We start from the raw sequence: 22,680 nt of genomic DNA, 5'->3' as shown, positions 1-22,680 counted from the left end.
AAGGGCCGCCCGGCGCCCTACGCCGCCAGTGACCCCGGCACGACCGCCCCGGGACCGAACTTCGCGCGGGCCCGGTCGGCGACCTCCTCGATCCGGCGCGCCCGCTCGTCGGCAGGGTCGAACGTCAGCTGCCGCGCGGCCCGTTCGGCCGCCGTCAGGTCTTCGGCACGCAGCGACAGCCCCCGCACCCTGGCCCGCTGAAGTCCGAGCGCCTGATGCAGCGCGTACGCGGCGTCGGCGAGCGCCGCCGAGTGGGCGGTCGGCTCCCGCAGGGTGCGGGTACGGGTGGTCGTGGACCGGTCGGCATAGCGCACCGTGAGCGTCAGGGACCTGCAGACCTGACGTTCGCCCCGCATCCGCGACCCCAGCTCCTCCGTGAGCGAGAGCAGCGCCCTCCGGTGCTCGACCTGGTCCAACTCGTCCAGGCCGAAGGTCCGTTCGGCGGCCATCGAGCGCGAAAGGGCGTTCGGGACGACCGCCGTACGGTCGATGCCGCGGGCCCGTTCCCATACCTCGCGCCCGGCCCGCGCGCCCAGGATCCGCTGGATCACGGCGAGCGGCGCGCCGGCGACACGGCCGGCGGAGTCGAGACCGTACGCGCACAGGGTGCGGGCGGTCACCGGCCCCACCCCGTCGAGTGCGGCGACCGGCTTGTCGGCCAGGAAGGCCGCGGTCTCCTCCTCCGTCACCACCAGGGTCGTACCAGGCACCGCCTCGCGCGCGGCCATCCTGGCGATCATGGGTACGGGGCCGGCGCCGATGACGCAGTCCACGCCGCAGTGCGCGAGCGCCCGCACCCGCAGCAGGGAGGCGAGCTGCGCCGCGTCCCGCCCGAAGTACCGCTCCGCGCCCCGGACGTCGACGAGCGCGGCGTCCGGCGGCAGCGCCTGGACGACGGGGCTGATGTCCTCCGCCACGGCGAGCAGCGCGGGAAGCGCCGCCTCGTACATGGGCGACAGCAGGAAACGCACGTAGAGGATCATCCGGCACTCCCGGGGCTCTGATGCCACAACTTCCTTCCGCCTGCGGCTGCTTCACCGGCGGGCTTGAGATCCGCCCAGGGGTTGAGCTCGTAGCCCGTCGGCAGCTGGATCCGGCGGCCGTTGTCGGGCCCGGCCTCGCCGTCCGGCTCCGGCGCCGGGGCGGCCAGCCGGGCGGCGACCGCGTCGAGGCCGCCGGTACGCCGCAGTTCCACCAGCTCCGCCAGGTTCCAGGCGGCCGAGCCGACCACGCTGAGGCTGCGCGGTCCGCGCCGCTGCACCACACCACGCACCAGCAGCAGCCAGGAATGGAAGACGGTGTGGGCGCAGGCGGCGTGGCTGTCGTCGAAGAAGGCGAGGTCCACCAGGCCGGTGCCGTCGTCGAGCGTGGTGAAGATGACCCGCTTGCCGGAGCGGATCGGCGGTGTCTGGGTGGCCGCCTTGGCGCCCGCGACGAGCACCGTCCGCCCGTGTGGGGCATCACGCAGCCGCTGCGCGGAGAGCACGCCGAGCTCAGCCAGGAAGGCCTGGTGATCGGCCATCAGGTGGCGGGAGGCGTCCATGCCGAGCACACCCAGCTCGGCACTGAGGCGTTCCGCGTCCCCCAGGTCGGGCAGCCCGACCGGTGCGGTCTTCTGCCCCTGCGTCAGCGGGAGCTGGCTGCCGTAGGACGCGGCGCCGCGCTGGGTGCGGTGCAGTTCGGCGAGGTGCAGCAGCAGATCGCGGCGGTTGGCGCCGAAGGCGTCGAGCGCGCCGACCTGGGCCAGCCGCTCGGCGACCGGCCGCGAGGGGCAGGCCCGCTGCCAGAAGTCCAGCAGCGATGAGTACGGCTGTCCCGCCTCGATGCGCGCCGCCTCCGCCTCGCTGATGCCATGGACGTCGGAGAGCGCGAGCCGCAGCCCCCAACGGCCCTGTCCAGGACGGGAGCCGACGAGAGCACCGGGACCAGGACCGGGTCCAGGACGGGAGCCGACGAGAGCACCGGGACCAGGACCGGGTCCAGGACGGGAACCGGCGACAGCGCCAGGACCGGGGCCGAGCCGGGCGCCGCGACCGGTGCCAGGACCGGTCCCGGCACCTGCCCGGGACGACACGTCATCAGACACCAGTTCGATTCGGTGAGCGACCGCAGACCGGTTCACATCCAGCGGCAGCACCGGCACCCCGCGCCGCCGCGCATCCGCCAGCAGCAGCCGTTTCGGATACATCCCGGGGTCGTGGGTGAGCAGCCCGGCGTAGAAGGCCGCCGGGTGGTGCGCCTTGAGCCAGGCCGACTGGTACGTGGGAACGGCGAACGCGACCGCGTGCGCCTTGCAGAAGCCGTACGACCCGAAGGCCTCGATGATCTCCCAGGTGCGGCCGATCACCTCGGGCGTGTAGCCCTTCGCCCCGGCGTTCTGCGCGAACCAGGCCTTGATCTTCCCCTGCGACTCGGGGTCGGAGAGACCGCGCCGCACCCGGTCGGCCTCGTCCCGGCCGCAGCCGGTCATGATGTCCAGGATCTCGATGATCTGCTCATGGAAGACGACCACTCCGTACGTCTCCCGCAGCGGCCCTTCCAGGTCGGGATGCGGATAGCGTGCGGGCGCCCGGCCGTGCCTGGCCTCGATGAACGGCCGCACCATGTCGGCCGCGACCGGCCCCGGACGGAACAGCGAGATGTCGACGACCAGGTCGCCGAAGGTCTCCGGCTGAAGCCGTCCCACCAGGTCGCGCTGACCGGGCGACTCGATCTGGAAACAGCCCAGCGTCTCGGTCGACTTGATGAGCCGGTAGGTGGCCGGGTCGCCCGGCGGCACGGCGTCGACGTCGACCTCCTCGCCGGTGGCCCTGTGCACCTCGGCGACCGCGTGCGCCATCGCCGACTGCATCCGCACCCCGAGGACGTCGAGCTTGAGCAGCCCGAGCTCCTCCACGTCGTCCTTGTCGAACTGGGACATGGGGAAGCCTTCGCCGCTGGTCGGCATCACCGGCGTGCGGGTGAGCAGCGAGGCGTCGGAGAGCAGCACGCCGCACGGGTGCATGGCGACCCCGCGGGGCAGCGCGTCCAGCGCCTCGACCAGCTCCCACATCCGTTCCCGCCGCTTCGACTCCTTTGCCACCTCCCGCAGTTCCGGCAGTTCGGCCAGGGCCGCGCGGGCGTCGCGTGCCCGGATGTGCGGGAAGGACTTGGCGAGCTTGTCGATCTCCGCCGGGTCCATGGACAGGGCGGCGCCCACGTCCCGGATCGCGTGCCGGACCCGGTAGGTCTCCGGCATGGCGACGGTCGCGACCCGCTCCTCGCCGAAGCGGCCGATGATCTCCCGGTAGACCTCGAGCCTGCGGGCGGACTCCACGTCGATGTCGATGTCGGGCAGGACACGCCGCCGCTTGGACAGGAAGCGCTCCATCAGCAGCCCGTGCTCGACCGGGTCGGCGTGCGCGATGCCGAGGAGGTGGTTGACCAGGGAACCGGCCCCGGACCCGCGCGCCGCGACCCGGATACCCATGCCCTTCACGTCGTCCACGACCTGAGCGACCGTCAGGAAGTAGGAGGCGAAGCCGTGATGGGCGATGATGTCCAGCTCGTGGTGCATCCGCTCCCAGTACTCGCGCCGCCCGTCGTAGCCGCACAGCACCATTCCGGCGGCGGCCCGGGAGGCCAGCACCCGCTGCGCGGTGCGGTACTCGGCACCGACGAGGGCCGGCTCCGGGAAGTGGACGCTACCGATCCCGAGATCGTCCTCGGGGTCGACCATGCATTCGGCGGCCGTCTCCTCCGTCACGGCGAGCAGCCGGTGCGCGAGCTCACGCCGGAAACCGGCGGCCTCCGCGACCCGGGCGGCGAGGGCGGCCATCGCCGCCGGGTCCTTCAGCCAGCGTTCACCGCTGTCGAGGCCCTTGCGCGGGTCGACCGGCACCAGGCGGCGGGCGGCGTCGAGGACGTCGGCGACCGGGCCCTGGCCGGGGTCGGCGTAGCGGACGGCGTTGGTCAGCACGGGTCGTACGCCCTGCTCGGCGGCGAGGCCGAGGGTACGGGCGGCATGGCGCAGCGAGCCGGGGCCGGTACCGCCCCCGCCGTGGTGCACGACCTCCAGGCGCAGCCGGTCGCCGTACCGCTCCCGCCAGGGGCCGAGCAGCTTGGCCGCGCGGTCGGGCCGGCCGTCGGCCAGCGCCCTGCCCACCTCGGACGACGGGCCGAGCAGCACGGTCAGCCCGTCGCCGTGGTTGTCGTCCCAGGGCAGCAGGGGGCTGCGCTGGTCGGTGGCGTGGGCGGCGGTGATCATCCGGCACAGGTCGGCCCAGCCGCGGCGGTCGCGGGCCAGGAAGACGGTGCGGGGCGAGGATTCGTCGACGAACGCTCCGCCGCGCACCGGGGTGCGGCGCCGCTCGGCGGGCCCCTCCTGCCGCGCCCGCTCCCCCACGGCGAGGTCCACCCCGAACAGCGGCCGTACACCTTCCTTGGCGCAGGCGGTGACGAAACGGACCGCGCCCGCCAGGGTGTCGCGGTCGGTCAGCGCGAGGGCGTCCATGCCGCGCTCGGCGGCGCGGCCGGCCAGCCGCTCCGGGTGGGAGGCCCCGTACCGCACAGAGAACCCGGAAACGGTGTGCAGATGCGTGAAGTAAGGCATCCGCACCTCCTGAATCAATCGTTCTCACCTCCCCCACCTCCCACCATAGACCAGTTTCGAACATGCGTACGACACATTCTCGGAGCCTTCCCGCAGCCCCGCGTTTTCCGTCCCGCGCTCGGCGGCAATGGGGGCCGCGCGGGGCTACGGAGTGGTGCGCGGTCGCGGCGGGACCGCACCGGCAGGGCCCGGCAGCGCCGCCGCCAGGAGCGCACCGGCCGCCGCCACGGCCGCGAGAGCGGTCAGCGCCGGACCCGTCGCGGAGACGGACATCACCATGGGCCCGGCCGGTCCCTCGCCGGGTGCGGCGAGCGTCATCAGCGCGGTCGCCACGGCCACCCCCAGCGCCGGGCCGATGTTCATGGCGGTCTGCTGGAGCCCGCCCGCGACCCCGGCGTGCTCCGCCGGCGCGCCCCGCACGACGACCGCCGTCGCGGCGACCATCGCGGCACCGAAACCGGCGCCCACCAGGAAGAACCCGCCGCCTACCGGCACCGCGCCCGCCGCCCGGTCGAGGCGGGAGAGCACGAGAACGCCGAGGAGGAGGAGAGACATCGCCACCGCGGTCGTCCGGCGCGGACCGTACCGGCGCAGCGCCAGCGCACACACCGGCGCCCCCACGACCACCGCCACCGCCCCTGGCAGCGCCTGCAGAGCACTCCGGAAGGGGTCGAGCCCGAGGACGCCCTGAAGGAAGTAGACACCGGCGAACAGGGCCCCGGACAGCACCGCCGACGCGCAGACCAGCACCCCGAGCGCCGAGGCGACCACTGCCGACCCGAGCATCTCCGGCGGCACCAGCGGGTTCCGGCCGCGCCGTACGTGCCGTACGAACGCGCCACCGGCGACGACCGCCGCGCCGCATCCCGCCACGGTCACGCCCGCCCGGCCGGTGTCCGGCATGTCGACGAGCGTGTGCACCAGACAGACCAGGGTCACCGCGAGCAGGCAGGCTCCGACCGGGTCGAGTCCCGTCTTGGCCGCCGGGGCGGGCTCCGGGGCCCGCACGGCGAGGACGAGCAGCCCGATCACCAGCGCAGGCGCGACGTTGAGCAGGAAGACGGACCGCCACCCCAGCTCGGCGGCCAGCGCCCCGCCGACGACCGGCCCGGCGGCGGCCGCCGCCCCGATCGCGCTGGTGCGCAGCGCGATGGGCATTCCCAGCCGGTCGGGAGGAAAGGCGGCCCGCAGCATGCCGAGGGTGGCCGGTTGCAGCAGCGCACCGAAGACTCCCTGCGCGATACGCAGTGCGATCACCCAGCCGATGTCCGGCGCCAGGCCGATCCCGGCGGACGCGGCGCCGAAGCCCAGCATACCGACGGCGAAGACCTGCCGGTGGCCGTACCGGTCGCCGATGCGCCCGGCGAGGACGAGCAGGCTCGCCACCGCGATCAGATAGCCGGTGCCGGTCCACTGGACCTGTTCGAACGACGCGTGCAGATCCCGCTGCATGACGGGCTGCACGATGGTCAGCACGGTGCCGTCCAGGGCGACGACCGAGGCGCCGACGACACTGCCGGCGAGCATGATCCGCCGATGGACCGCACTCCGCCCCGCGCTCGGGGCCGTGCCCTGGCCGGCGCTCAGTCCCGCCCGGTCGGGGCTCGGGGCCGTACTCACCGGGGGTCCGGCCCGAGGTGGGCGTCCAGCACGGTGCGCAGCAGTGGCTCCACGTCGTCGGTGCCCGTCGCGAGCTGGAGGCTGCCCCAGCCCCACAGCTGGGCGATGCCGTGGAGATTGGCCCACAGCGCGGTCGCGACGACCTGCGGCGGGGCGTCCCCGGGACGCGGTCGCACCTGCGCCACCGCGTCCACGAACCTGCCGAAGAGCGGCAGGCTGGTTTCCCGCAGACCGAGATGACCACTCTTGAGCAGGTCGTGGCGGAACATCAGCTCGAACATGCCGCCGTCGGTCCGGGCGAAGTCCAGATAGAGGCGGCACAGTGCGGCGACCCGGGCGCGGGGGTCCTTCTGGACTCCGTCGACGACCTCGGTGGCCCTGCGCGCCAGGTCGGCGAAGCCCTCCCGGGCGATCGCGGACAGCAGGGACAGGTGGGTGGGGAAGTAGCGCCGCGGGGCGCCGTGCGAGACCCCCGCGCTGCGGGCGATCTCCCGCAGGGAGAGCGCTTCCACGCCCCTGGTGGCCACCAGCTCCATCCCTGCCGCCACCAGTCTGACGCGGAGACTTTCGTCGTGTTGCGTCGCAGACGTCATAGACACTGTCTACCGCACGTGGGTAGACACTGTCTACCTCAGCCATTCGGACGTCACCGCCTGCGCGCCCGGCGGGCGCCGTCGAGCGTTGGGCCATGGCACAGACGGCACAGACGGACGGCGAGCCGCGCAAGGGGTTCCTCGACGAGGTCAAGGACGCGGTCACCGTACGGGCCGCGATCCTGGTCATCGGAGTGCTGGCGCTCCAGCTCGGATTCATCACCTCGTACATCGGCGCCTTCCACCATCCGAAGCCGCGCGTGATCGCGCTGGCGATCACCTCGCCCGACACGCAGATCGCCGACGAGGCCCTGTACCGGCTCGCCCGGCTGCCGGGTGACCCCCTGGAACCACGCACCGTCGGCGACGAGGCGGCCGCGCGGCGGCAGATCCTGGAGCGAAAGATCGACGGGGCACTCGTCATCGACCCACGTGGCACCACCGACCGGCTGCTGGTCGCCGGCGGCGCGGGGGGAGCGCTCTCCGAGGCGCTCGCCACGGTCGTCGGGAAGGCGGAGCAGTCGCAGCGGCGCAAGGTCCTGGTCGTGGACGTCGTGCCCGGCGCCGCGGGCGACGCGCGCGGCCTCTCCTCGTTCTACCTGGTGGTCGGCTGGTGCGTGGGCGGCTACCTGTGCGCGGCGATCCTGGCCATCAGCGCGGGCGCCCGGCCGACCAACGGGGCCCGCGCCGTCATCCGGCTCGGCGCGCTGCTGCTGTACTCGATCGCCGCGGGACTGCTCGGCGCGGTGATCGCCGGCCCGGTCCTCGACGCGCTCCCCGGCAGCCTGTGGGCGCTGTGGGGCCTCGGCACGCTGCTCGTCTTCGCCGTCGGAGCGCTCACGCTGGCGCTGCAGGGACTGGCGGGGATCGTCGGCATCGGCCTGGCGATCCTGCTCGTGGTCGTCCTCGGCAACCCGAGCGCGGGCGGGGCCTACCCGTACCCGCTGCTTCCCCCGTTCTGGCACGCGATCGGCCCGGCACTGCCCCCGGGAGCGGGCACGTACGCGGCGCGCTCCATCGCGTACTTCAGAGGGAACGGGGCGGACGGACCGATGCTCGTGCTCGCCGCGTGGGCGGTGGCGGGCTCGGCGGTCACGCTGGCGTGCGCGGTGATGCGGGCACGGCGCCCGGAGGAGCCGACGCGGGCGGCCGGCGCGAGGCGGGCCTGACTCCCCGGAACCACGGCCCCGCCGCTGCCACGTTGTCCGTGGCAGCGGCGGGGCCGTGGGCCGGGCAGAGGAAGGACGTCAGCCGATTTCCGCGCCCAGGACCGACAACGCCTCCGTCACCGGCTGGAAGAACGTCTCGCCGCCCGAGCTGCAGTCACCGCTGCCGCCCGACGTGAGGCCGATCGCCGCGTCACCCGAGAAGAGGGAGCCGCCGCTGTCGCCCGGTTCCGCGCAGACGTTCGTCTGGATGAGTCCCTCGACGATGTCGCCGTTGCCGTAGTTCACGGTGGCGTCGAGGCCGGTCACCTCACCGTCGTGGACCTGCGTGGTGGAGCCGCTGCGCGTCACCTGCATGCCGACGGTCGCCTCGCCCGCCTGGGTGATGGCCTGGGACCCGCCGTCGTAGAGGTTCACCTCGCTCGGGTGCTCCGTGGCGCCGTTGTACTTCACCAGCGCGAAGTCGTTGCCGGGGAACTGCGAGTCGACCATCGTGCCGACGGCCGGGCCGCCCGCCGAGTCGGACCACTCGCTCCCGGACTGCCCGCAGTGCCCGGCGGTGATGAAGTGCGGCTCGCCACCCTTGACCACGTTGAAGCCGAGCGAGCAGCGCCCGCCGCCCGAGTGGATGGCGTCGCCGCCGGCGATGAAGGGCCTGAACTCGCCGGCGGTCTTCTTGAGCTCCGCCTTGGCGCCGAGGCCCTTGACGACCTCCTGAAGCTTGGCCCAGTCGGCACCCTCGACCGTGCGGTCCGCGGTGACGACGACCTTGTTGGTGACCGGGTCGGTCGCCCACGAGGTGCCGGGGATGGTCGCCTTGTCCGTGAGGGTCTGCCGGGCGCCCTTCAGCTCGACGAGGGTGTTCTCGACCACCCTGGCCTTGCCGCCGGCCTCGCGCACCGTCTGCGCCGCGTCCTCGCTGAGCACGTTCACGATGAGCGCCTTGGCCTTGGCGTCGTAGTACGCGCCTGCCTCTTCGGCACCCAGGTCCGCCCTCAGCGTGGCGGCGAGGTCCCCGGCCGCAGGCGCCGTGAGCGCCTTCACGTCGAACTGCGGGGTGTGGTCACTGGCGTTCGCGCTCTGGAAGGTGACGCCCGCGGCAACGATGGCGACGACCGCGCCGCCCGCAACTGCCGCTTTTCTCTTGGGTATGCGTCGGTGCTTCAACTTCTACCTCCTGTGGGGGCCGCGCCGTGAGCAAGTGGGGTGCCCGGACGCGGAGGATGAGTCGCCCACTATTCCGAGGCGTCGCAGTCGCACACAAGGTCGACTACGGGACGGGCACACGACAACACTGTTGCGTTCACAGCCTCTCCACAGAATCCGGGAGCACGACGTGAATGCCCCCGGCAGTCGGCCGCCTGATGGGTAATCACCGGCCGGACGGGGAAGCTCATGGTGTCCGCAACGGGCATGGACGGCACGGGGCATGTACGGCGAAGGGGGCGTTCGGGTGCGACGTCGGGTGCGCGCGGCGGACGGGCGGCATCTGATGGTGGAGCGTCTCGGCGATCCGCGCGGCAGACCGGTCTTCCTGCTGCACGGTACGCCGGGCAGCAGGCTCGGCCCCGCGCCGCGCGGCATGGTGCTCTATCAGCGCGGCACACAGCTGATCGCCTACGACCGTCCCGGCTACGGCGGCTCGGACCGGCTCGCGGGCCGCAGCGTCGCCGATGTGGCGCAGGACGTGCGGGCGATCGCGGACGACTTCGGCCTGGAGCGCTTCGCCGTCGTGGGCCGGTCCGGGGGCGCGCCGCACGCTCTGGCGTGTGCGGCGCTGATGCCGGACCGGGTGACCCGTGCCGCGGCGCTGGTGACCCTCGCGCCGAGGGACGCGGACGGCCTGGACTGGTTCGAGGGCATGGCCGCGTCCAACGTCACCGAGTACACCAGCGCCTCCGACGACCCCGCGGGACTCGTGGAGCGGTTCACGCTGCGGTCCGCCGAGATCAGGCAGGACCCGGTCAGGCTGCTGAACGACCTGCGCAGGGAGCTCACCGACTCCGACCGGATGGTGGTCTCCGACGCCGGCGTCAGGTCCATGCTGCTGCGCAACTACCAGGAGGCGCTGCGGACTTCCGCGTACGGATGGATCGACGACGCGCTCGCGTTCTGCAGCCCGTGGGGATTCGACCCTGCGGACATCAAGAGCCCGGTGATGCTGTGGCACGGGGAGAAGGACGTCTTCTCCCCGGTGGGCCACTCCCGCTGGCTCGCCCAGCGCATCCCGGGCGCGACGGCCGTCCTGGAACCGGCCGCCGCGCACTTCGACGCCCTGCACGCGCTGCCCCGCATCCTCACCTGGCTGCTGGACGACTGACCGCGCCCGCCGACCGACGGGGGTGGGCCGCCACGCCCGCGGAGCGCGGCGGCCCGCACCGTCACACCGCCGTCACACCGCCAGCGGCTCCAGGTCGCGATAGACGCGGCGTTCGTCCTTGGCGATGCGGGTGAGCGCGTGCTCGTCGCCCAGCAGCCGCTGCAGCTCCTCGACCGTCTCCACGCGCAGCTGGGCCGCCTCGTCCTTGCGTCCCAGCAGTCCGAGCGTGACGGACATGTTGGAGGCGATGCCGAGCACCTCGGGGTGGCGGGCTCCCAGCACCTCGCGCAGCCGGTCCACGGTCCGCCGCTCGATCGCCAGTGCCTCGTCGCAGAGGCCCAGGTCCGCAAGGGCGTTGGCGAGGTTGATCGTGCTGTAGAGGGCGTGCGGATGGTCCTCACCCAGCACCTCGCGCATGGCCGCGACCACGTCCTGCAGCAGCCGCTCAGCGGTCTCCGGTGTTCCGCAGCCCCACTCGTAGATCCCGAGGTTGTTGATCGCCGCCAGGGTGTACGGGTGCCGCTCGCCGGGGACCTGCCGGTACTGGTCGACGACCTCCTGGGCCAGGTCCCGTGCGGCGACGGGCTCGCCGGCGGCGAACAGGTCCGCCGCCAGGTTCAGGTCGCAGGCCAGCGAGTCGGGGTTGGCGGAGGTGTACTTGGCGCGATAGCGGTTGCGGGTCGCGGTCGTCAGCCGCCGCGCGTCCTCCAGCCGGCCGGCCCTGCGCAGCGACACCGCGAGGCTCTTGCCCGCGGCCAGCGTGCCGGGGAACGCCCGGCCGAGCTGCTCCTTGTACACCTCGTAGGTGCGGCTGAGCACGGACACGGAGTCCTCGTACCGCCCGACCTCCCTGAGGTCGCGGGCGAGGTTCATCGCCGAGGAGAGCGTGTACGGGTGTTCCGGGCCGAGCACCTCCGTGCGCCGGTCGAAGACCTCCTGGTCGATCTCGCGGGCCCGCGCGTACTGCCCGACCATCCGCAGGTTCAGCGCCAGGTTGTTGGCGGCGGCGAGTGTACGTGGATGGGACTCGTGGAAGATCTGGCTGAACCCTTCGTGGGCCTCGGTCGCCAGCTCCATCGCCCTGCCGTACTCGCCGAGCGTGCCGAGGTCCATCGCCAGACCGCTGGTGGTCATGTACGTGTGCGGATGGGAGGCGCCGAGCACCGCGCGCTGCCGCTCCAGGGTCACCTCGTCGAGTTCCTTCGCCTCCACGTAACGGCCCTGCGAGCGCAGGATGTTGGAGAGGTGGAAGCGCAGGTACAGGTACTGGAGGTCGTCGTTGCCGAGCATGTCCTTCCACGCCTCGCGCAGATCGCCGGCAAGGGTGTAGGCGGTCTTCCAGTCGCCGCGCTTCCAGAGGTAACGCACCCGGTCGATCAACAGCCGGCGGGTCTCCGGCTCCTTGCAGTACCTGGCCTCCGACGGGCCGAGGTGCGGCCAGATGGTGTTGAACCGCGGCCAGGTCTCGGGGTTGTCGATCGGCTCGTCGTCGTCGGGCCTGGCGCCGGCGAGGATGCGGTGGACGGCGTGGCGCGCGTCCATCTGCTCCTCCTCGCTCAGCTGCGCCCTGATGACGGCCTGCACCAGGCGGTGCACCTGGATCGAGTTGGAGACCTGGTCGACCTTGGCGAGGGCGAACCGGCCGATCTCCCGGATGACCCGCCCCAGCACCAGCTTCTCCTGGAGGGAGGCGTCGTACGGCTTGAGCGCGTCGATCATCTCCTTGCTGTAGAGCAGGTTCGCGGAGATCGGCTCCGGTGCGAAGAAGGCGCACAGCTGGAGCAGCCGGACGGCCGCCGGAGAGCGCTCCTTCAGCCGCTCGATGGACACGTTCCAGGTCGCGGCGACCGGCTCCGGGTATCCGGCGGGCTGGTTGAGCGCCAGCACGCTGGCGGCCTGCTCGCGCAGTTGTTCCAGGTAGGAGGAGACCGGTGTGGCCGTCTCCGCTATCCAGGCCGCCGCCTGCTCGACGGCGAGGGGCAGGTCGCCCACGGCCGTGGCGACCTGGTCGGCGTCCTCGGCGCTCAGTCCCCGGGCGCGCCGCTGTATGTGCTCGATGGACTCCTCGCGCAGGAAGACGTCGACGGGCAGTGCGTCGCCGTACTGCGACCAGGTCTGGTTCCTGGAGGTGACCAGGACGTGGCCGGGGCCGCCGGCGGGGAAGAAGCGCTTGAGCTGCTCGGGGTCGTCGGCGTTGTCGAAGACCAGCAGCCACCGTGACGACGGCACCCCGCGCCGCAGCAGGTCGATGGCCTCCTGCGAGGCGGCGGCCATGTCCTCGCCGCCCTGCGCGCCGAGCCGGACGGCGAGTTCGGCGAGTCCGGCGACGACGTCGTCGGGCTGCTCGGAGGAGATCCACCAGACCAGGTCGTAGTCGGCCATGAAGCGGTGGACGTACTCGAGGGCCACCTGGGTCTTGCCGACGCCGCCGAGGCCGTAGAGCGTCTGGGGCTGCGGCAGGACCGCGGCCACGGCCATGCCGCCGCCGAGCTGGTCGCGCATCCGTTCCAGTACGACGGAGCGGCCGGTGAATCCGGGGTTGCGGGGCGGCGCGTTCCAGATCTTCGGCACCGTTCCGGGGAACCGCGGTCCGGGCGACGACGGCTCGGGAAGCTGCACCGGACGGTCGAGCGCGCGCAGGAGGGCGCCGGTGGCGTGCACCTCGTCGAGCCGGAACAGGTCGACGGGGTTGCGGTCGATGTAGGGGGTGGTGAGGCGGACGTCGCCGACGCGTATCGGGAGCAGGTGGCGCCGGCCGCCGCTGGGGTCCTCCGCCGCCGCGCGCTGGAAGACCTCCACGGCCCGGGCCGACTTGAGGTAGGCGCTGGACAGCAGCACGACCGTACGGGCGGCGTTCTCCGCGGCGGCCGCGTCGACCTCCACGGGATCGTGTTCCGCGGACACGTCGCGCGGCACGACCCGGAAGCCGGCTCTGCTGAGCACGTACTCGACCCAGTCGGCCCACATGCGGTTCTCGGCGACGTAGCTGAGGAACAGGTCGGCGGGCAGCGCGGGACGCCGGCGGGTGAAGGCGTCCCTGATGCGCAGCCGGACGTCCTCGTTGACCGGCGGCATGGCGGTGACCTGCTGGTCGGTGACGACGGCGGTGAGGCGTTCGAAGGCGGAGAGCAGCGAGCTGGTGAGCCCGGCCTCGTCGCCGAAGGTCGCGAGCGTCTCCTCGTAGGCGTAGTAGGGCCGGTAGGGGATCTCCACCGCGCCCCAGTAGGCGGTGGCCTCCTCGCCGGTCATGCCGGTGGGGAAGCGGTCGAACTTGAGGCGCGCGAGGGCCCGTCCGGCGTCCGCCTTCTCCTTCTCCCCCTCGTCGATGCGCATGGGAACGGGGAAGATCCGGATGCCCCGGCCGCCGTACCTCTCGTCGATCTGCCGGGCGACCGCGGCGGCGCCGTCGATGGACTGGTCGCTGAGGGTGAAGCAGTCGACGAGGACGTCGGGCAGGTGGACCGTGCAGATGTCGGCGATGTCGCTGAGGCCGGTGCGGCTGTCGATGAGGACGTAGTCGTAGTTGGCCTTCATGTCGTCGCGCAGCGCGTCGAAGAAGTGCCCGCCGCCGAGCCGGTCGTAGAAATTGTCCCAGTCGAAGGTGGACACGGTTGCGGAGTACTCGCGGTTCTGCTTGCCAGCCGAGACGAAGTCGAGCGTGCCGCCCTCGGGGAACTCCCAGCCGAGGCTCTCAGGGGTGAGGGAGACGGCGTGCGGCTGTATGCGTGCGTAGTCCAGGTGCCAGTCCACGCGGCGCGGCTCGGGATTGGTCGCGGCCCAGGCGTACTCGGTGATCAGGTCGATGACACCGGTGGTGGCGCCGAGCGTGGAGGGGTCCAGGAACGGGTGGAAGAAGCGGTGCAGGCCGGGTGCTTCCAGGTCCCAGTCGACGGCCAGCACCCGCTTACCGTTCGCGGCGAGGATCCAGGCCACGTTGGCCATGGCCATCGTGCGTCCTGTGCCTCCCTTGTACGAGTAGAAGGTGACGATGCGCCCGTCACGACTGGCTGTCATCCGTGTCCTCCGCATCAGGGGCGATGTCACGCATGTTCGGGACGTAGTGGGTGGTGCTGTAATCGGCCATCGGGCCGCGCAGCCGTGGCCGTTCGCTGTGGCTGCCGCCGCCCGGCGGGGCCGGCGGGAACGCCTCGGCGTGGCGCAGGTACTCCTGGGCGGCCGCCTCCGCGACCTGGGGCAGCAGGTGCCCGAAGGCCTCCATGCTGTAGACGCCCTTGGCCGCCGCCTGGCAGGCCGCGCGGCCGTGGCTCATCTGGTGCGGCATGGTGCGCTCCAGTTTCTCGATCAGTTCGGCCTCCGCGTCGCGGCTGTCCGGGTCGTCGCGGTTCCAGGGGACGACGACGCTCACCCAGGGGTGCGGATGGGCGTCGAAGGCGGCGAGTTTGCGGCACCGTTCGTCGTTCTCGAGGGCCCAGCGGTCGATGAGCAGGATCTCGGGACGGGTCGGCGGCTGGCCTGCCGCGGGCAGCGGCTCGTGGTCGAAGGAGGAGACGGTCGGCTGGTAGTTGAGGGAGCGCACCAGGTCCTGCGCGACGTACGCCAACGGGCGGGCGGAGTCCGGGTGGTAAGGGTTCCAGTCCTGTGACTGCTTGCCGTAGTAGTCGGCCGACCGTCCGGGGGGCAGGTCGTGGCTGGTGGGGGCCGCGACGGTGACGTGCATGGGCCGCGGGCCGAGGCTGGGTCTGCCGAACGCGCTGGGCGCCTGGCGGAACTCGACGGGGCTGCCGGGAGCGAGCCGTATGGTGTCGGCGACGCTGACGATCCGTTTCGCCAGCTCGTAGACGGCCGCCTCGTACTCCTCCGCGAAGATCCGGAGCTTGATCAGTCCGTAGAGGCCGTCGGTCACGTACCGGTCGCCGAAGGCGCGGTGGTTGAACTGCAACCGCTCCGCCGGGCCCGGGAGTTGTTCGGGGGGCATCGGTACCCATAACGCGGGGACGATCGCCTCCGCGGGGCGGTTGCTCTTCGCGTGGTGGTAGATGGCCCGCTGGGCGAAGGCGTACCACTCCTTGCCGCACATCTCGCTGGCGAAGTATCGGGGGGAGAAGAGCGGGACGAACACCCGGCAGCTGGCCAGCACTTCGCCCAGCCGCTCCGACCAGCCCTCCCCGAGCGTATCTCCCGGTCCATGAAGCCGGCGGGTGCGCCGGCCGGCAGATCGGTCATGGCCATCACATGTCCGCACAGGTCGCGGAACAGCCGCTCGACCCACATGTCGGGGTCAGGCCCTCCGGCCCCGTACCGCGGTGTGTGCGCGTAGCTCAAGAAGAAGTACGGCCGATGGTCCGCCGTCCGCTGCGCTGAATCCGACACACGACCCCCGTCCTGCGTGAACGCCCGGCCCGACACCCGCTTTCGATGAAGGACGCGAGCGGAGTAATCATTCCGGAGCGAGTCACGCTCCATCCCCCCGCCGTTCGGTCAATCATCACCGCTTTTCGGTCATCCAACCCCTCGCGTGGTCGACCGCGTCCCTGATCGAGAAGAGCCTTGCGGTTCTTCCGCCGAGTTGTCCGCTTCGTTCCACTCCCCATGAGAACGCGGCACCGATCGCCTCGAAATCGCTGTCGTCCAGCACGACATCGGTGTATTCGGTCCATTCGGAGCCGCCGTCCGGCAGCCGCACCACACAACGGTAGGTGCGCAGCTGGGATCCGACGCGGTATTCGGCGAGATGGAACGCGGTGCATTTGGCGAAGCCCACATTGATCATCAATACGTGCGCTCCGGCGCGATGGAGCGCGCCGAGCGGTGAGCGCTCTCCGAGATGGCAGTCCAGCGGGTGCTCGGCGAGGAGTTCCGCGGCGCGCCGGCCGAGCGCCGCGAAAGACGTCTGCGGATGGGCGCTGCGCTGTGCGCCGGGGGCGGTCCGTACGGATTCGGCCAGCCGGCCCATCCCCTGAGTGGGTGTGGTGGCCGGGTCGAAGGCCGGCATGTCCGCCCGGAAGGCCGCCGCCTGCTCGGGTGTCATGCCGCGTACCCGGGCCAGATACGCGGACGAGGTGTCCGAGTTCTCCGCCGTGAAGGCCGGGACGACCAGGGTCCCCTCGGGCCCGAGGGCCTCGAGCAGCGCGTCCCGCAGCCGGCGGGCACCGAGCCCGGTGGCGTGCAGGGAGGCGTGGACGAGGAGCGTCATGCCGCTGCGCACGCCCAGGGCGCGCAGGGCCCGTAACGGTTCGCGGTCGCCTGACGGGTCAGTCACGGGCTGCCTCCTTGTGCAGGGCGGCGATGAGCCGCTTGCCGCTGACGGTCGGTTCCGGTGCGTCGCGCAGAGCCTTGAGGGCGAGGACGGCGTGGGCCGCGGCTGCCGGCTCGAGGGGCGCGAGCAGGACGCGCTCGTACGCTCCGGCCAGCAACTGTGACGCGGGCACCGGCTCGTCCTGCCAGGGGGCGGGGTGCAGCCAGGCGCCGTCCTCGGCCAGGAGGTCGGCGACCTCCCCGATCGCGCGCAGTTTGGCCCGGGAGAAGCCCCGCAGCAGTGCGGCCGCCAGTTCTGCGGGCGGTCCCTCCAGGCCGAGGCCCAGCGCGCCGTAGGCGTGTCGCCCGACCGAAGGAACGCCGCTCCGCAGGGGTGTCAGCGTGGTGAGGGAGGACGCGATCTCGGCCGCCTGCTCCGGCGCGGCGTCCCGCAGCAGGGCCCATGCCCGGGAGAGCGCTTCCGTGTCGCCCGCGGCACGCACCGGCTCGTCGAAGCAGTCCCGGAAGGGGTCGACGTCGTCCAGCACGAGCCCCGGCCATCCTTCGAGTCCGGGCCGCCGCAGGGGCCGCCAGCCGGGCGCGGCCTCGGTGGGACGTACGCGTAACGCCTCGCGCCCCGGCACGCTGACGAGCATCTCGTCGGGCCCGCCGGCGACCTCCGCCTCGCACGGCCCGCCGTCCGCGGTCAGCCGGAGTTCGCCGAACGTGGGCAGGACGAGCGTGCCGGTGGGGCAGCCCACCCGTACGGGGACTCCGAGCCGGCCCCGTACGGCCGCGGCAGCCACGTAGGACTCCAGTCGCAGGGCGAGTTCGACCGCGTCGGGGCGCTGCTCGCGCAGGGCGTCGAGGCAGCTGTGCAACCAGGTGCGGGTGAAGGGGTGGGCGTAGATCTCGTCGAGGCCGAGCGATGTCTCCTCGATGGCCGACGCGAGCTCCCAGGCGGCCCACCACCGCTCGCCGCCGCGGCCGCCGAGCTCCTCGTTGAGCCGGGCGAGTGTGTAGCGGGTCAGGTCCTGCTGGAGGATGAGCAGCGCCTCGGGATCGCTCACGGCCGGGGACGCGGTGGACTGCGCCGTGCGCTCCTCGATGCCGCGGACGAGCGCCTTGAGGTCGTTGCAGTACACGGAGGTGTTGTCGAAGCCGGAGCCGGTGGCGTAGCGGTGTGTGTAGAGGCCGCCGCCGCAGGAGCGGACGACCGGGCACTGACGGCACGTCCGGCTCACGCCCGCGAGGCCGAGTTGGCGCGCCTGGACGCCCGGGTGCAGGGCCACGTCGTCGAAGCGGTGCCGGAAGACGTCGAACCCGGTGGCGGCCGCGCCCTCGTAGGCGCTCTTCAGCGAGTCGACCTGTTCCAGGGTGCCGTCGGTCTCGACGACGACGAGGTCGGAGGGGGCGAGGCCCAGGGATTCGGTGAGGCTGGGGCCGCCGGCCAGGGTGGAGAACACCGAGTCGAAGAGCCGCACCGGCACGGGCCTGCCACGGGCGTCCCAGCGGTCGAAGACCTCGAGGATCCACTCGGCGTAGGCAGTGGGTGATCCGTCCGGCCTGGCGGGCGGGTCGTCCCAGGTGGCGTGGGGCAGCAGGAAGTCGATGCGGGGAGGTTCCAGTTCGGCGAGGGCGTCGTACACGGCGACCGGGTCGTTGGCGACGTCGATGGTGCACAGCAGGCCGAGGTAGAGGTGGCGGTAGCGCTCCTGGCGGAGGAGGTCCACGGCCCGCAGGACGAGCGGGTGGCTGGTGCGGCCGTCCGCGTATCGGCGGTGGCGGTCGTTGGCTCTGCGGTCCCCGTCGAGGGAGATGCCGACCCGGACGTCGAATTCGTCGAACAGGTCGAGAAAACGGCTGCTCAGCTGAATACCGTTGGTGTGGATCCTCAGATCCAGTGCGGCGACCGGTTCAAGGGCTGCGGTGAACTCCTCGCAGACGCGGCGCAGACGTTCGGGGCCTGCCAGCAGAGGCTCCCCTCCGTGCAGGATCACTGACACGGAGGGCAGGGCATGGCTCTTGGCATGCTCGGCCAGTCGCAGAGCTGTCCAGGAAATCGCTTCGTCAGAGATTGCCTTCGGGCGGGTACGCCAGCTCTGATCAGCGTGTTCATAGATGTAGCAATGATCGCAGGCAAGGTCGCACCTGCTGTGGACCTTCACAACGATCTGCTGGAAGGGGACCAGTGTGGGTCCTGTCATTCCACCAGTCTAGGGCCGGTCCGAAGCCCTGCGGAGTCGCTCAGAGCGACGAGTTGAACGTGGTGACGCGCAGGCCGCGTGCTTCGGTGGCGGGAAGGACACGGGCGAGCTTCTGCACGGCATCGGCGCCGCGGACGTCGATCTGTGCCAACGGAACGCGATTCTTCTTCGCAGCGGCGAAGGATGCGGAGGAGTGAAGGGTCATTGGGGGGCCGTCCTTGATGTTGTGTTCAGCTCAACGCTGTGTCTGCGGGGACACCACGCACCGTTGCGATGCCGGCGGCACGACTTTACTCTCATGGCCACTCTCAGCAACTCAGCACGGGGATAAGCAACAAAAGAGTTGCACCACATTCTCGCAGCGCCGCAAGGAACAAGCGATTCCGCCTAATGAGTGAACTCAAAACCGCAGACGGGGGTGTGTATGAGCGAGATTTCCAGCCCATTGCACAGCATGGTCTTCCGCAACGGCGATCTACCGGTCCTCTACCACCGCACCGACGCCATCGCCGTCGCCCGCCAGCGGGAGGCCGTCACGGCCACCCGGTCACAGCTGCTCCTGCTGGTGGCCGGCGCGGCTCTGGCCTCGCTCCCCGCCTCGTGGAAGGTGGGCGGATCCTTCCAAGTGGCCTCGCTTTTCAGCGTGTTGGCGTACGCCGGGGTACTGGTGCTGGGCTACCGGTCCTCCCGGCGTCGAGCAAAGTCGCACTGGCAACTGAACCGCTCCGCAGCGGAGTTCATCAAGTCGATGTGCTGGCGGTACGCGGTGCACGGCGCGCCCTTCGACCCGCAGGTCTCCGAGCGCGGCGCCGATGATCTGTTCTCCACCCGTCTGGAGGAAGGGTTACGGGAGTTGACCAAGGTCGGCTGGGAGGACCCGCGCGCGGCGGACGGGGAGACCGCGGCGGCCGGCCTGATCACCGCTCCCATGCGTCGGCTGCGGGCCAAACCCTTCAGCGTCCGCAAGGAGACCTACGTCAGGGACCGGCTGATCGAGCAGCGCAACTGGTACCACCGGCGTGCGGAGACGTCCCGTCGCGCGACCGCGCTCTGGTCGGCGTCGATCGCCCTGCTCACCCTCTTCGCGCTGTTCTTCGCCACACTGCGCACCTTTTCCGTGGCGGACTCCTTCCACGCCCAAGGCGTGCTGTCCGCGGCCGCCGCCGCGTGTCTGGCGTGGGGCGAGATCCGCCGCCACCAGCCGCTGATCGCCGCCCACTCGCTCGTGGAGGAGGACCTGGCGGCCATGCACACGGCCATGGAGACGACGGTGACCGACGCCCAGTGGCCTTCGGCGGTCTACGAGACCGAGCGCATCGTCTCGCCGCAGCACACGGACTGGCTGGTCAGACACCGCAGTTGACCGTACGACGGGGACGGGTGTCAGTCCCTCTTGAGGCCCTCGCGCCAGATGACGGTCACGGGTTTGCCGAGGTCCCGGGCGTACCGCACGATGTCGCCGGTACCGCCGTGCCCCGGGCGGGCAGCCCGTCCCAGACCGCGAGGAGCCGGTCGCAGTGGTCGGCGATGTAGGCGCCGGCCGCGTAGTAGGCCTCGTCGGTCGAGTAGGGGAAGGCCAGCCTGACCTCCCGGGTGGCCAGGGACTTGAGCCGGCGGTAGTGGGCCAGTTCCTCAGGGTCCGTGAAGCCTTGTTCGTAGTCGCCGCTGGGGATGACGGCGGTCAGTTCCGCGCCACAGTCCAGGGCGATGTCCGCGAAGAGCTGATCGGCGCCCACCGCGAGGCTCGACAGCGCCTCCATCGAGCCCTGATGGCCGCAGAGCGCGGCCCGCAGCCCGGCGCGGATGTGGGCACGAGCCTCGGCCGGGATGCCACGGTGGCCCGTCACTCCGATGCGTTTCACTGCGTCGCAACCCCCGTCACTGCGCTTCCCCGCCGTCCTGACATCCTCTCAAACCAGGACCATACGTCGAGCCCTCGTCCTGTCATACGGACGAGGGCTCGACGGTCACACGCTGCCGTGCCGGGGACGACTCGTCAGTAGACGCTGACCCCGTACCGGCTCAGTGCCTCGGTGACCGGCTGGAAGAACGTCGTACCGCCGGTGCTGCAGTTGCCGCTGCCGCCGGAGGTCAGGCCGATCGCCCGGCTGCCGGAGTAGAGCGGGCCGCCGCTGTCGCCCGGTTCCGCGCACACGTTCGTGCGGATCATGCCGTAGACGATGTCGCCGCCGCCGTAGTTGACCGTGGCGTTGAGGCCCGTCACTGTGCCGCTGTGGGTGCCGGTGGTGGAGCCGCGACGGGTGACGGACATACCGACGGTGGCGTTGGCCGCGCTGGTGATGTCCGTGCCGCCGACCGTGCCGGGGTGGGACAGCGACGTGTTCGAGTAGCGGACGATGCCGTAGTCGTTGCCCGGGAAGCTGGAACCGGTCGTCGGGCCGATGCTCGTCGTGCGGGAGGAGTTGGTGTACCAGGTGCCCGCTCCGTCGGTGCAGTGACCGGCGGTGAGGAAGTAGTAGGTGCTGCCGCTGCGCACGTTGAAGCCCAGCGAGCAGCGCCAGCCGGACGCGTAGACCGCGTCGCCGCCGGAGATGAGCTTGGAGAACGTGCCGGGGGTGCGTTCGATGCGCAGTGCGCCGGCGTTGGTGCCGGCCTCGCGCTTGATCTTCGCTATCTCGGCCCGGGAGACGGTGCTGTCGGCCGTGACGACGAGCGCGCCGGTGGTCCGGTCGACGTGCCAGGCGGTGCCGGGGACGTCGGCCTGGAGCACCGCGTCACTCGCCGCGGTGAGCTGGTGCGCGCTGTAGGTCCGTGTCTCTTCGGCGTTGGCGGTGGGGACAGCCATAGCCGCGGCGGCTGTCAGGCCGGTGGCCACGGCGAGCAGCCGGGTGCGTCTGGCGGTGGTGGGGGTGCGGGGGATGGTGCGCTTGATCCTCACTTGTCGTTCCTCCAGAGGGGAATCAGGGGCCCTCAGTGGGGGTGCAGGGCCCGTGAGGCGCGGCCTGAGGCCGGCGCTGTGGGGAGTTTCAAGCCATACGGTCACACACCGCAAGGGTGCGTTTTCGGCCGTACGGCCACCCTGCCGCGCGGGGCGGCGGGGGCACAGGGGGTCAGTAGAGGCTGACCCGGTACTTGGCGAGGGCCTCTGTCACGGGCTGGTAGAACGTCGTACCGCCGGTGCTGCAGTTGCCGCTGCCGCCGGAGGTGAGACCGAGGGCCTTGGTGCCGTCGTAGAGCGCGCCGCCGGAGTCGCCGGGCTCGGCGCAGACATTCGTCTGGATCATGCCGCGGACCGTGCCACCGCCGGAGTAGTGGACCGTGACGCCCAGGGCGGTCACGGTGCCGCTGCGGGTGCCGGTGGTGGAGCCGGAGCGCTTGACGGACTCGCCGACGTAGGCGTCGGCGGCGGTGAAGCCGCCGGTGTGGCTGAGCGAGGTGTTGTCGTAGCGGACAAGGGCGTAGTCGTTGCCCGGGAAGCTGGATCCGACGGTCGGGCCGATGAGCGTGGACTGTGCCGAGTTGGTGTACCACGTCCGCACCTCGTCGCCGCAGTGGCCGGCGGTGAGGAAGTAGTACGTGCTGCCGCGGCGAACGTTGAAGCCCGACGAGCAGCGGTAGCCGCTGCCGTAGATGGCGTCACCCGCCCCGAGGAGCGGCTTGAACACTCCGGGCGTGCGCTCGACCGTGATCGCGCCGGCGTCCGCGGCGGCGGCCGAGCGGATCGAGGCGATCTCGGTGTCGGAGACGGTGGAGTCCGCGGTGACGACGACACGGCCGAGCGCCCGGTCGACGTACCATGCGGTGCCCTCCACACCCGCCGCGAGGACGGCGGCGTCGGCGCGGGTGAGTTGGGCAGCCGAGGCGGGGCCGGGCGTGGGGGCCGCCTGGGCGGTGGACGGCGCGACAGCGGTGGTGACCGCCAGGGCCGCGCCTGCGGCGAGCAGTGCTCTGGTGCGCTTGATCCTCACTGTGCTCCTCCTGGAAGAGGGGAAGAGCCCGCGGTGACGGGCCCGTGAGGCGCCGGTCA

15 protein-coding genes and 1 pseudogene are annotated in these 22,680 nt (G+C 71.7%); 3 read left to right on the top strand and 13 right to left on the bottom strand.

Going from position 1 to position 22,680, the window contains the following annotated elements; translation table 11 throughout:
• Positions 1-17: 17 nt before the first annotated feature.
• From GLX30_RS27825 to GLX30_RS27810, 4 genes are all read right to left on the bottom strand, one after another.
• A complete protein-coding gene (locus tag GLX30_RS27825; protein WP_159693416.1) occupies positions 18-983 on the bottom strand; it encodes a hypothetical protein in 966 nt (321 codons plus the stop codon).
• Positions 980-4,591 carry a DNA polymerase III subunit alpha gene (dnaE, locus tag GLX30_RS27820; protein WP_244258299.1) on the bottom strand — a complete coding sequence of 1,204 codons (3,612 nt, stop codon included), beginning with the start codon at positions 4,589-4,591 and terminating at the stop codon, positions 980-982. The genes GLX30_RS27825 and dnaE overlap by 4 nt, the downstream gene beginning before the upstream one ends.
• 144 nt (positions 4,592-4,735) lie before the next feature.
• Positions 4,736-6,118: an MFS transporter gene (locus GLX30_RS27815; RefSeq protein ID WP_159693412.1), complete on the bottom strand. Its 1,383-nt coding sequence runs from the start codon at positions 6,116-6,118 to the stop codon at positions 4,736-4,738.
• 89 nt (positions 6,119-6,207) lie between these two features.
• Complete coding sequence (locus GLX30_RS27810; protein WP_159693410.1) at positions 6,208-6,804, bottom strand: TetR/AcrR family transcriptional regulator; 597 nt, start codon at positions 6,802-6,804, stop codon at positions 6,208-6,210.
• A gap of 95 nt (positions 6,805-6,899) precedes the next feature.
• Here GLX30_RS27810 and GLX30_RS27805 point away from each other — a divergent pair, with 95 nt between their 5' ends.
• Positions 6,900-7,973 carry a DUF3533 domain-containing protein gene (locus tag GLX30_RS27805; RefSeq protein ID WP_159693408.1) on the top strand — a complete coding sequence of 358 codons (1,074 nt, stop codon included), beginning with the start codon at positions 6,900-6,902 and terminating at the stop codon, positions 7,971-7,973.
• 78 nt (positions 7,974-8,051) lie between these two features.
• Here the strand turns inward: GLX30_RS27805 and GLX30_RS27800 are convergent, their stop codons facing one another.
• Positions 8,052-9,137 carry a S1 family peptidase gene (locus tag GLX30_RS27800; protein ID WP_159693406.1) on the bottom strand — a complete coding sequence of 362 codons (1,086 nt, stop codon included), beginning with the start codon at positions 9,135-9,137 and terminating at the stop codon, positions 8,052-8,054.
• A gap of 286 nt (positions 9,138-9,423) precedes the next feature.
• On the opposite strand from GLX30_RS27800, the gene GLX30_RS27795 reads away from it, so the two are divergent.
• Positions 9,424-10,290, top strand: coding sequence for an alpha/beta fold hydrolase (locus GLX30_RS27795; RefSeq protein WP_244258298.1), 867 nt, complete (start codon positions 9,424-9,426; stop codon positions 10,288-10,290).
• A gap of 72 nt (positions 10,291-10,362) precedes the next feature.
• Here GLX30_RS27795 and fxsT read toward each other — a convergent pair whose 3' ends face one another.
• The 5 genes from fxsT to fxsA all read right to left on the bottom strand — a co-directional run bounded on the left by fxsT (position 10,363) and on the right by fxsA (position 18,897).
• Positions 10,363-14,304 carry an FxSxx-COOH system tetratricopeptide repeat protein gene (fxsT, locus tag GLX30_RS27790; protein ID WP_159693402.1) on the bottom strand — a complete coding sequence of 1,314 codons (3,942 nt, stop codon included), beginning with the start codon at positions 14,302-14,304 and terminating at the stop codon, positions 10,363-10,365.
• Positions 14,288-15,388 (bottom strand): FxsC protein, encoded by a 1,101-nt coding sequence (gene fsxC / locus GLX30_RS27785; RefSeq protein ID WP_347879789.1) that lies wholly within the window; start codon positions 15,386-15,388, stop codon positions 14,288-14,290. The genes fxsT and fsxC overlap by 17 nt, the downstream gene beginning before the upstream one ends.
• Positions 15,389-15,736: 348 nt before the next feature.
• Entirely contained in the window at positions 15,737-16,510 is a 774-nt protein-coding gene (locus GLX30_RS27780) for an AAC(3) family N-acetyltransferase (protein WP_159693400.1), read from the bottom strand.
• Entirely contained in the window at positions 16,503-18,692 is a 2,190-nt protein-coding gene (gene fxsB / locus GLX30_RS27775) for a radical SAM/SPASM protein FxsB, inactivated metallohydrolase extension form (RefSeq protein ID WP_208545496.1), read from the bottom strand. The genes GLX30_RS27780 and fxsB overlap by 8 nt, the downstream gene beginning before the upstream one ends.
• A gap of 40 nt (positions 18,693-18,732) precedes the next feature.
• Positions 18,733-18,897, bottom strand: a complete 165-nt coding sequence (gene fxsA / locus GLX30_RS27770) for an FxSxx-COOH cyclophane-containing RiPP peptide (protein WP_159693398.1) — start codon at positions 18,895-18,897, stop codon at positions 18,733-18,735.
• Positions 18,898-19,146: 249 nt separating this feature from the next.
• On the opposite strand from fxsA, the gene GLX30_RS27765 reads away from it, so the two are divergent.
• Positions 19,147-20,055 carry a DUF4231 domain-containing protein gene (locus tag GLX30_RS27765; protein ID WP_159695288.1) on the top strand — a complete coding sequence of 303 codons (909 nt, stop codon included), beginning with the start codon at positions 19,147-19,149 and terminating at the stop codon, positions 20,053-20,055.
• A 20-nt stretch (positions 20,056-20,075) separates the two neighbouring features.
• Here the strand turns inward: GLX30_RS27765 and GLX30_RS27760 are convergent.
• From GLX30_RS27760 to GLX30_RS27750, 3 genes and pseudogenes are all read right to left on the bottom strand, one after another.
• Positions 20,076-20,554 (bottom strand): annotated as a pseudogene (locus GLX30_RS27760) (hypothetical protein).
• Positions 20,555-20,688: 134 nt separating this feature from the next.
• Complete coding sequence (locus tag GLX30_RS27755; protein WP_159693396.1) at positions 20,689-21,591, bottom strand: S1 family peptidase; 903 nt, start codon at positions 21,589-21,591, stop codon at positions 20,689-20,691.
• 172 nt (positions 21,592-21,763) lie between these two features.
• On the bottom strand, positions 21,764-22,621 hold the full coding sequence (locus GLX30_RS27750; protein WP_159693394.1) for a S1 family peptidase: 858 nt from the start codon (positions 22,619-22,621) through the stop codon (positions 21,764-21,766).
• Positions 22,622-22,680 lie beyond the last annotated feature (59 nt).

Origin of the sequence: Streptomyces sp. Tu 2975, from assembly GCF_009832925.1 — a bacterium.
Taxonomy (GTDB): Bacteria; Actinomycetota; Actinomycetes; order Streptomycetales; family Streptomycetaceae; genus Streptomyces.
Note: the sequence above shows the minus strand (reverse complement) of the source record. Positions and strands in the feature narration are given on the sequence as shown.

Coding starts and splice junctions, on each gene's coding strand:
- GLX30_RS27765 (WP_159695288.1), top strand. CDS start 19,147: ATGGTCTTCCGCAACGGCGATCTACCGGTCCTCTACCACCGCACCGAC.
- fxsT (WP_159693402.1), bottom strand. CDS start 14,304: ATGACAGCCAGTCGTGACGGGCGCATCGTCACCTTCTACTCGTACAAG.
- GLX30_RS27805 (WP_159693408.1), top strand. CDS start 6,900: ATGGCACAGACGGCACAGACGGACGGCGAGCCGCGCAAGGGGTTCCTC.
- GLX30_RS27825 (WP_159693416.1), bottom strand. CDS start 983: ATGATCCTCTACGTGCGTTTCCTGCTGTCGCCCATGTACGAGGCGGCG.
- fxsB (WP_208545496.1), bottom strand. CDS start 18,692: ATGACAGGACCCACACTGGTCCCCTTCCAGCAGATCGTTGTGAAGGTC.
- dnaE (WP_244258299.1), bottom strand. CDS start 4,591: ATGCCTTACTTCACGCATCTGCACACCGTTTCCGGGTTCTCTGTGCGG.
- GLX30_RS27810 (WP_159693410.1), bottom strand. CDS start 6,804: ATGACGTCTGCGACGCAACACGACGAAAGTCTCCGCGTCAGACTGGTG.
- fxsA (WP_159693398.1), bottom strand. CDS start 18,897: ATGACCCTTCACTCCTCCGCATCCTTCGCCGCTGCGAAGAAGAATCGC.
- GLX30_RS27815 (WP_159693412.1), bottom strand. CDS start 6,118: ATGCTCGCCGGCAGTGTCGTCGGCGCCTCGGTCGTCGCCCTGGACGGC.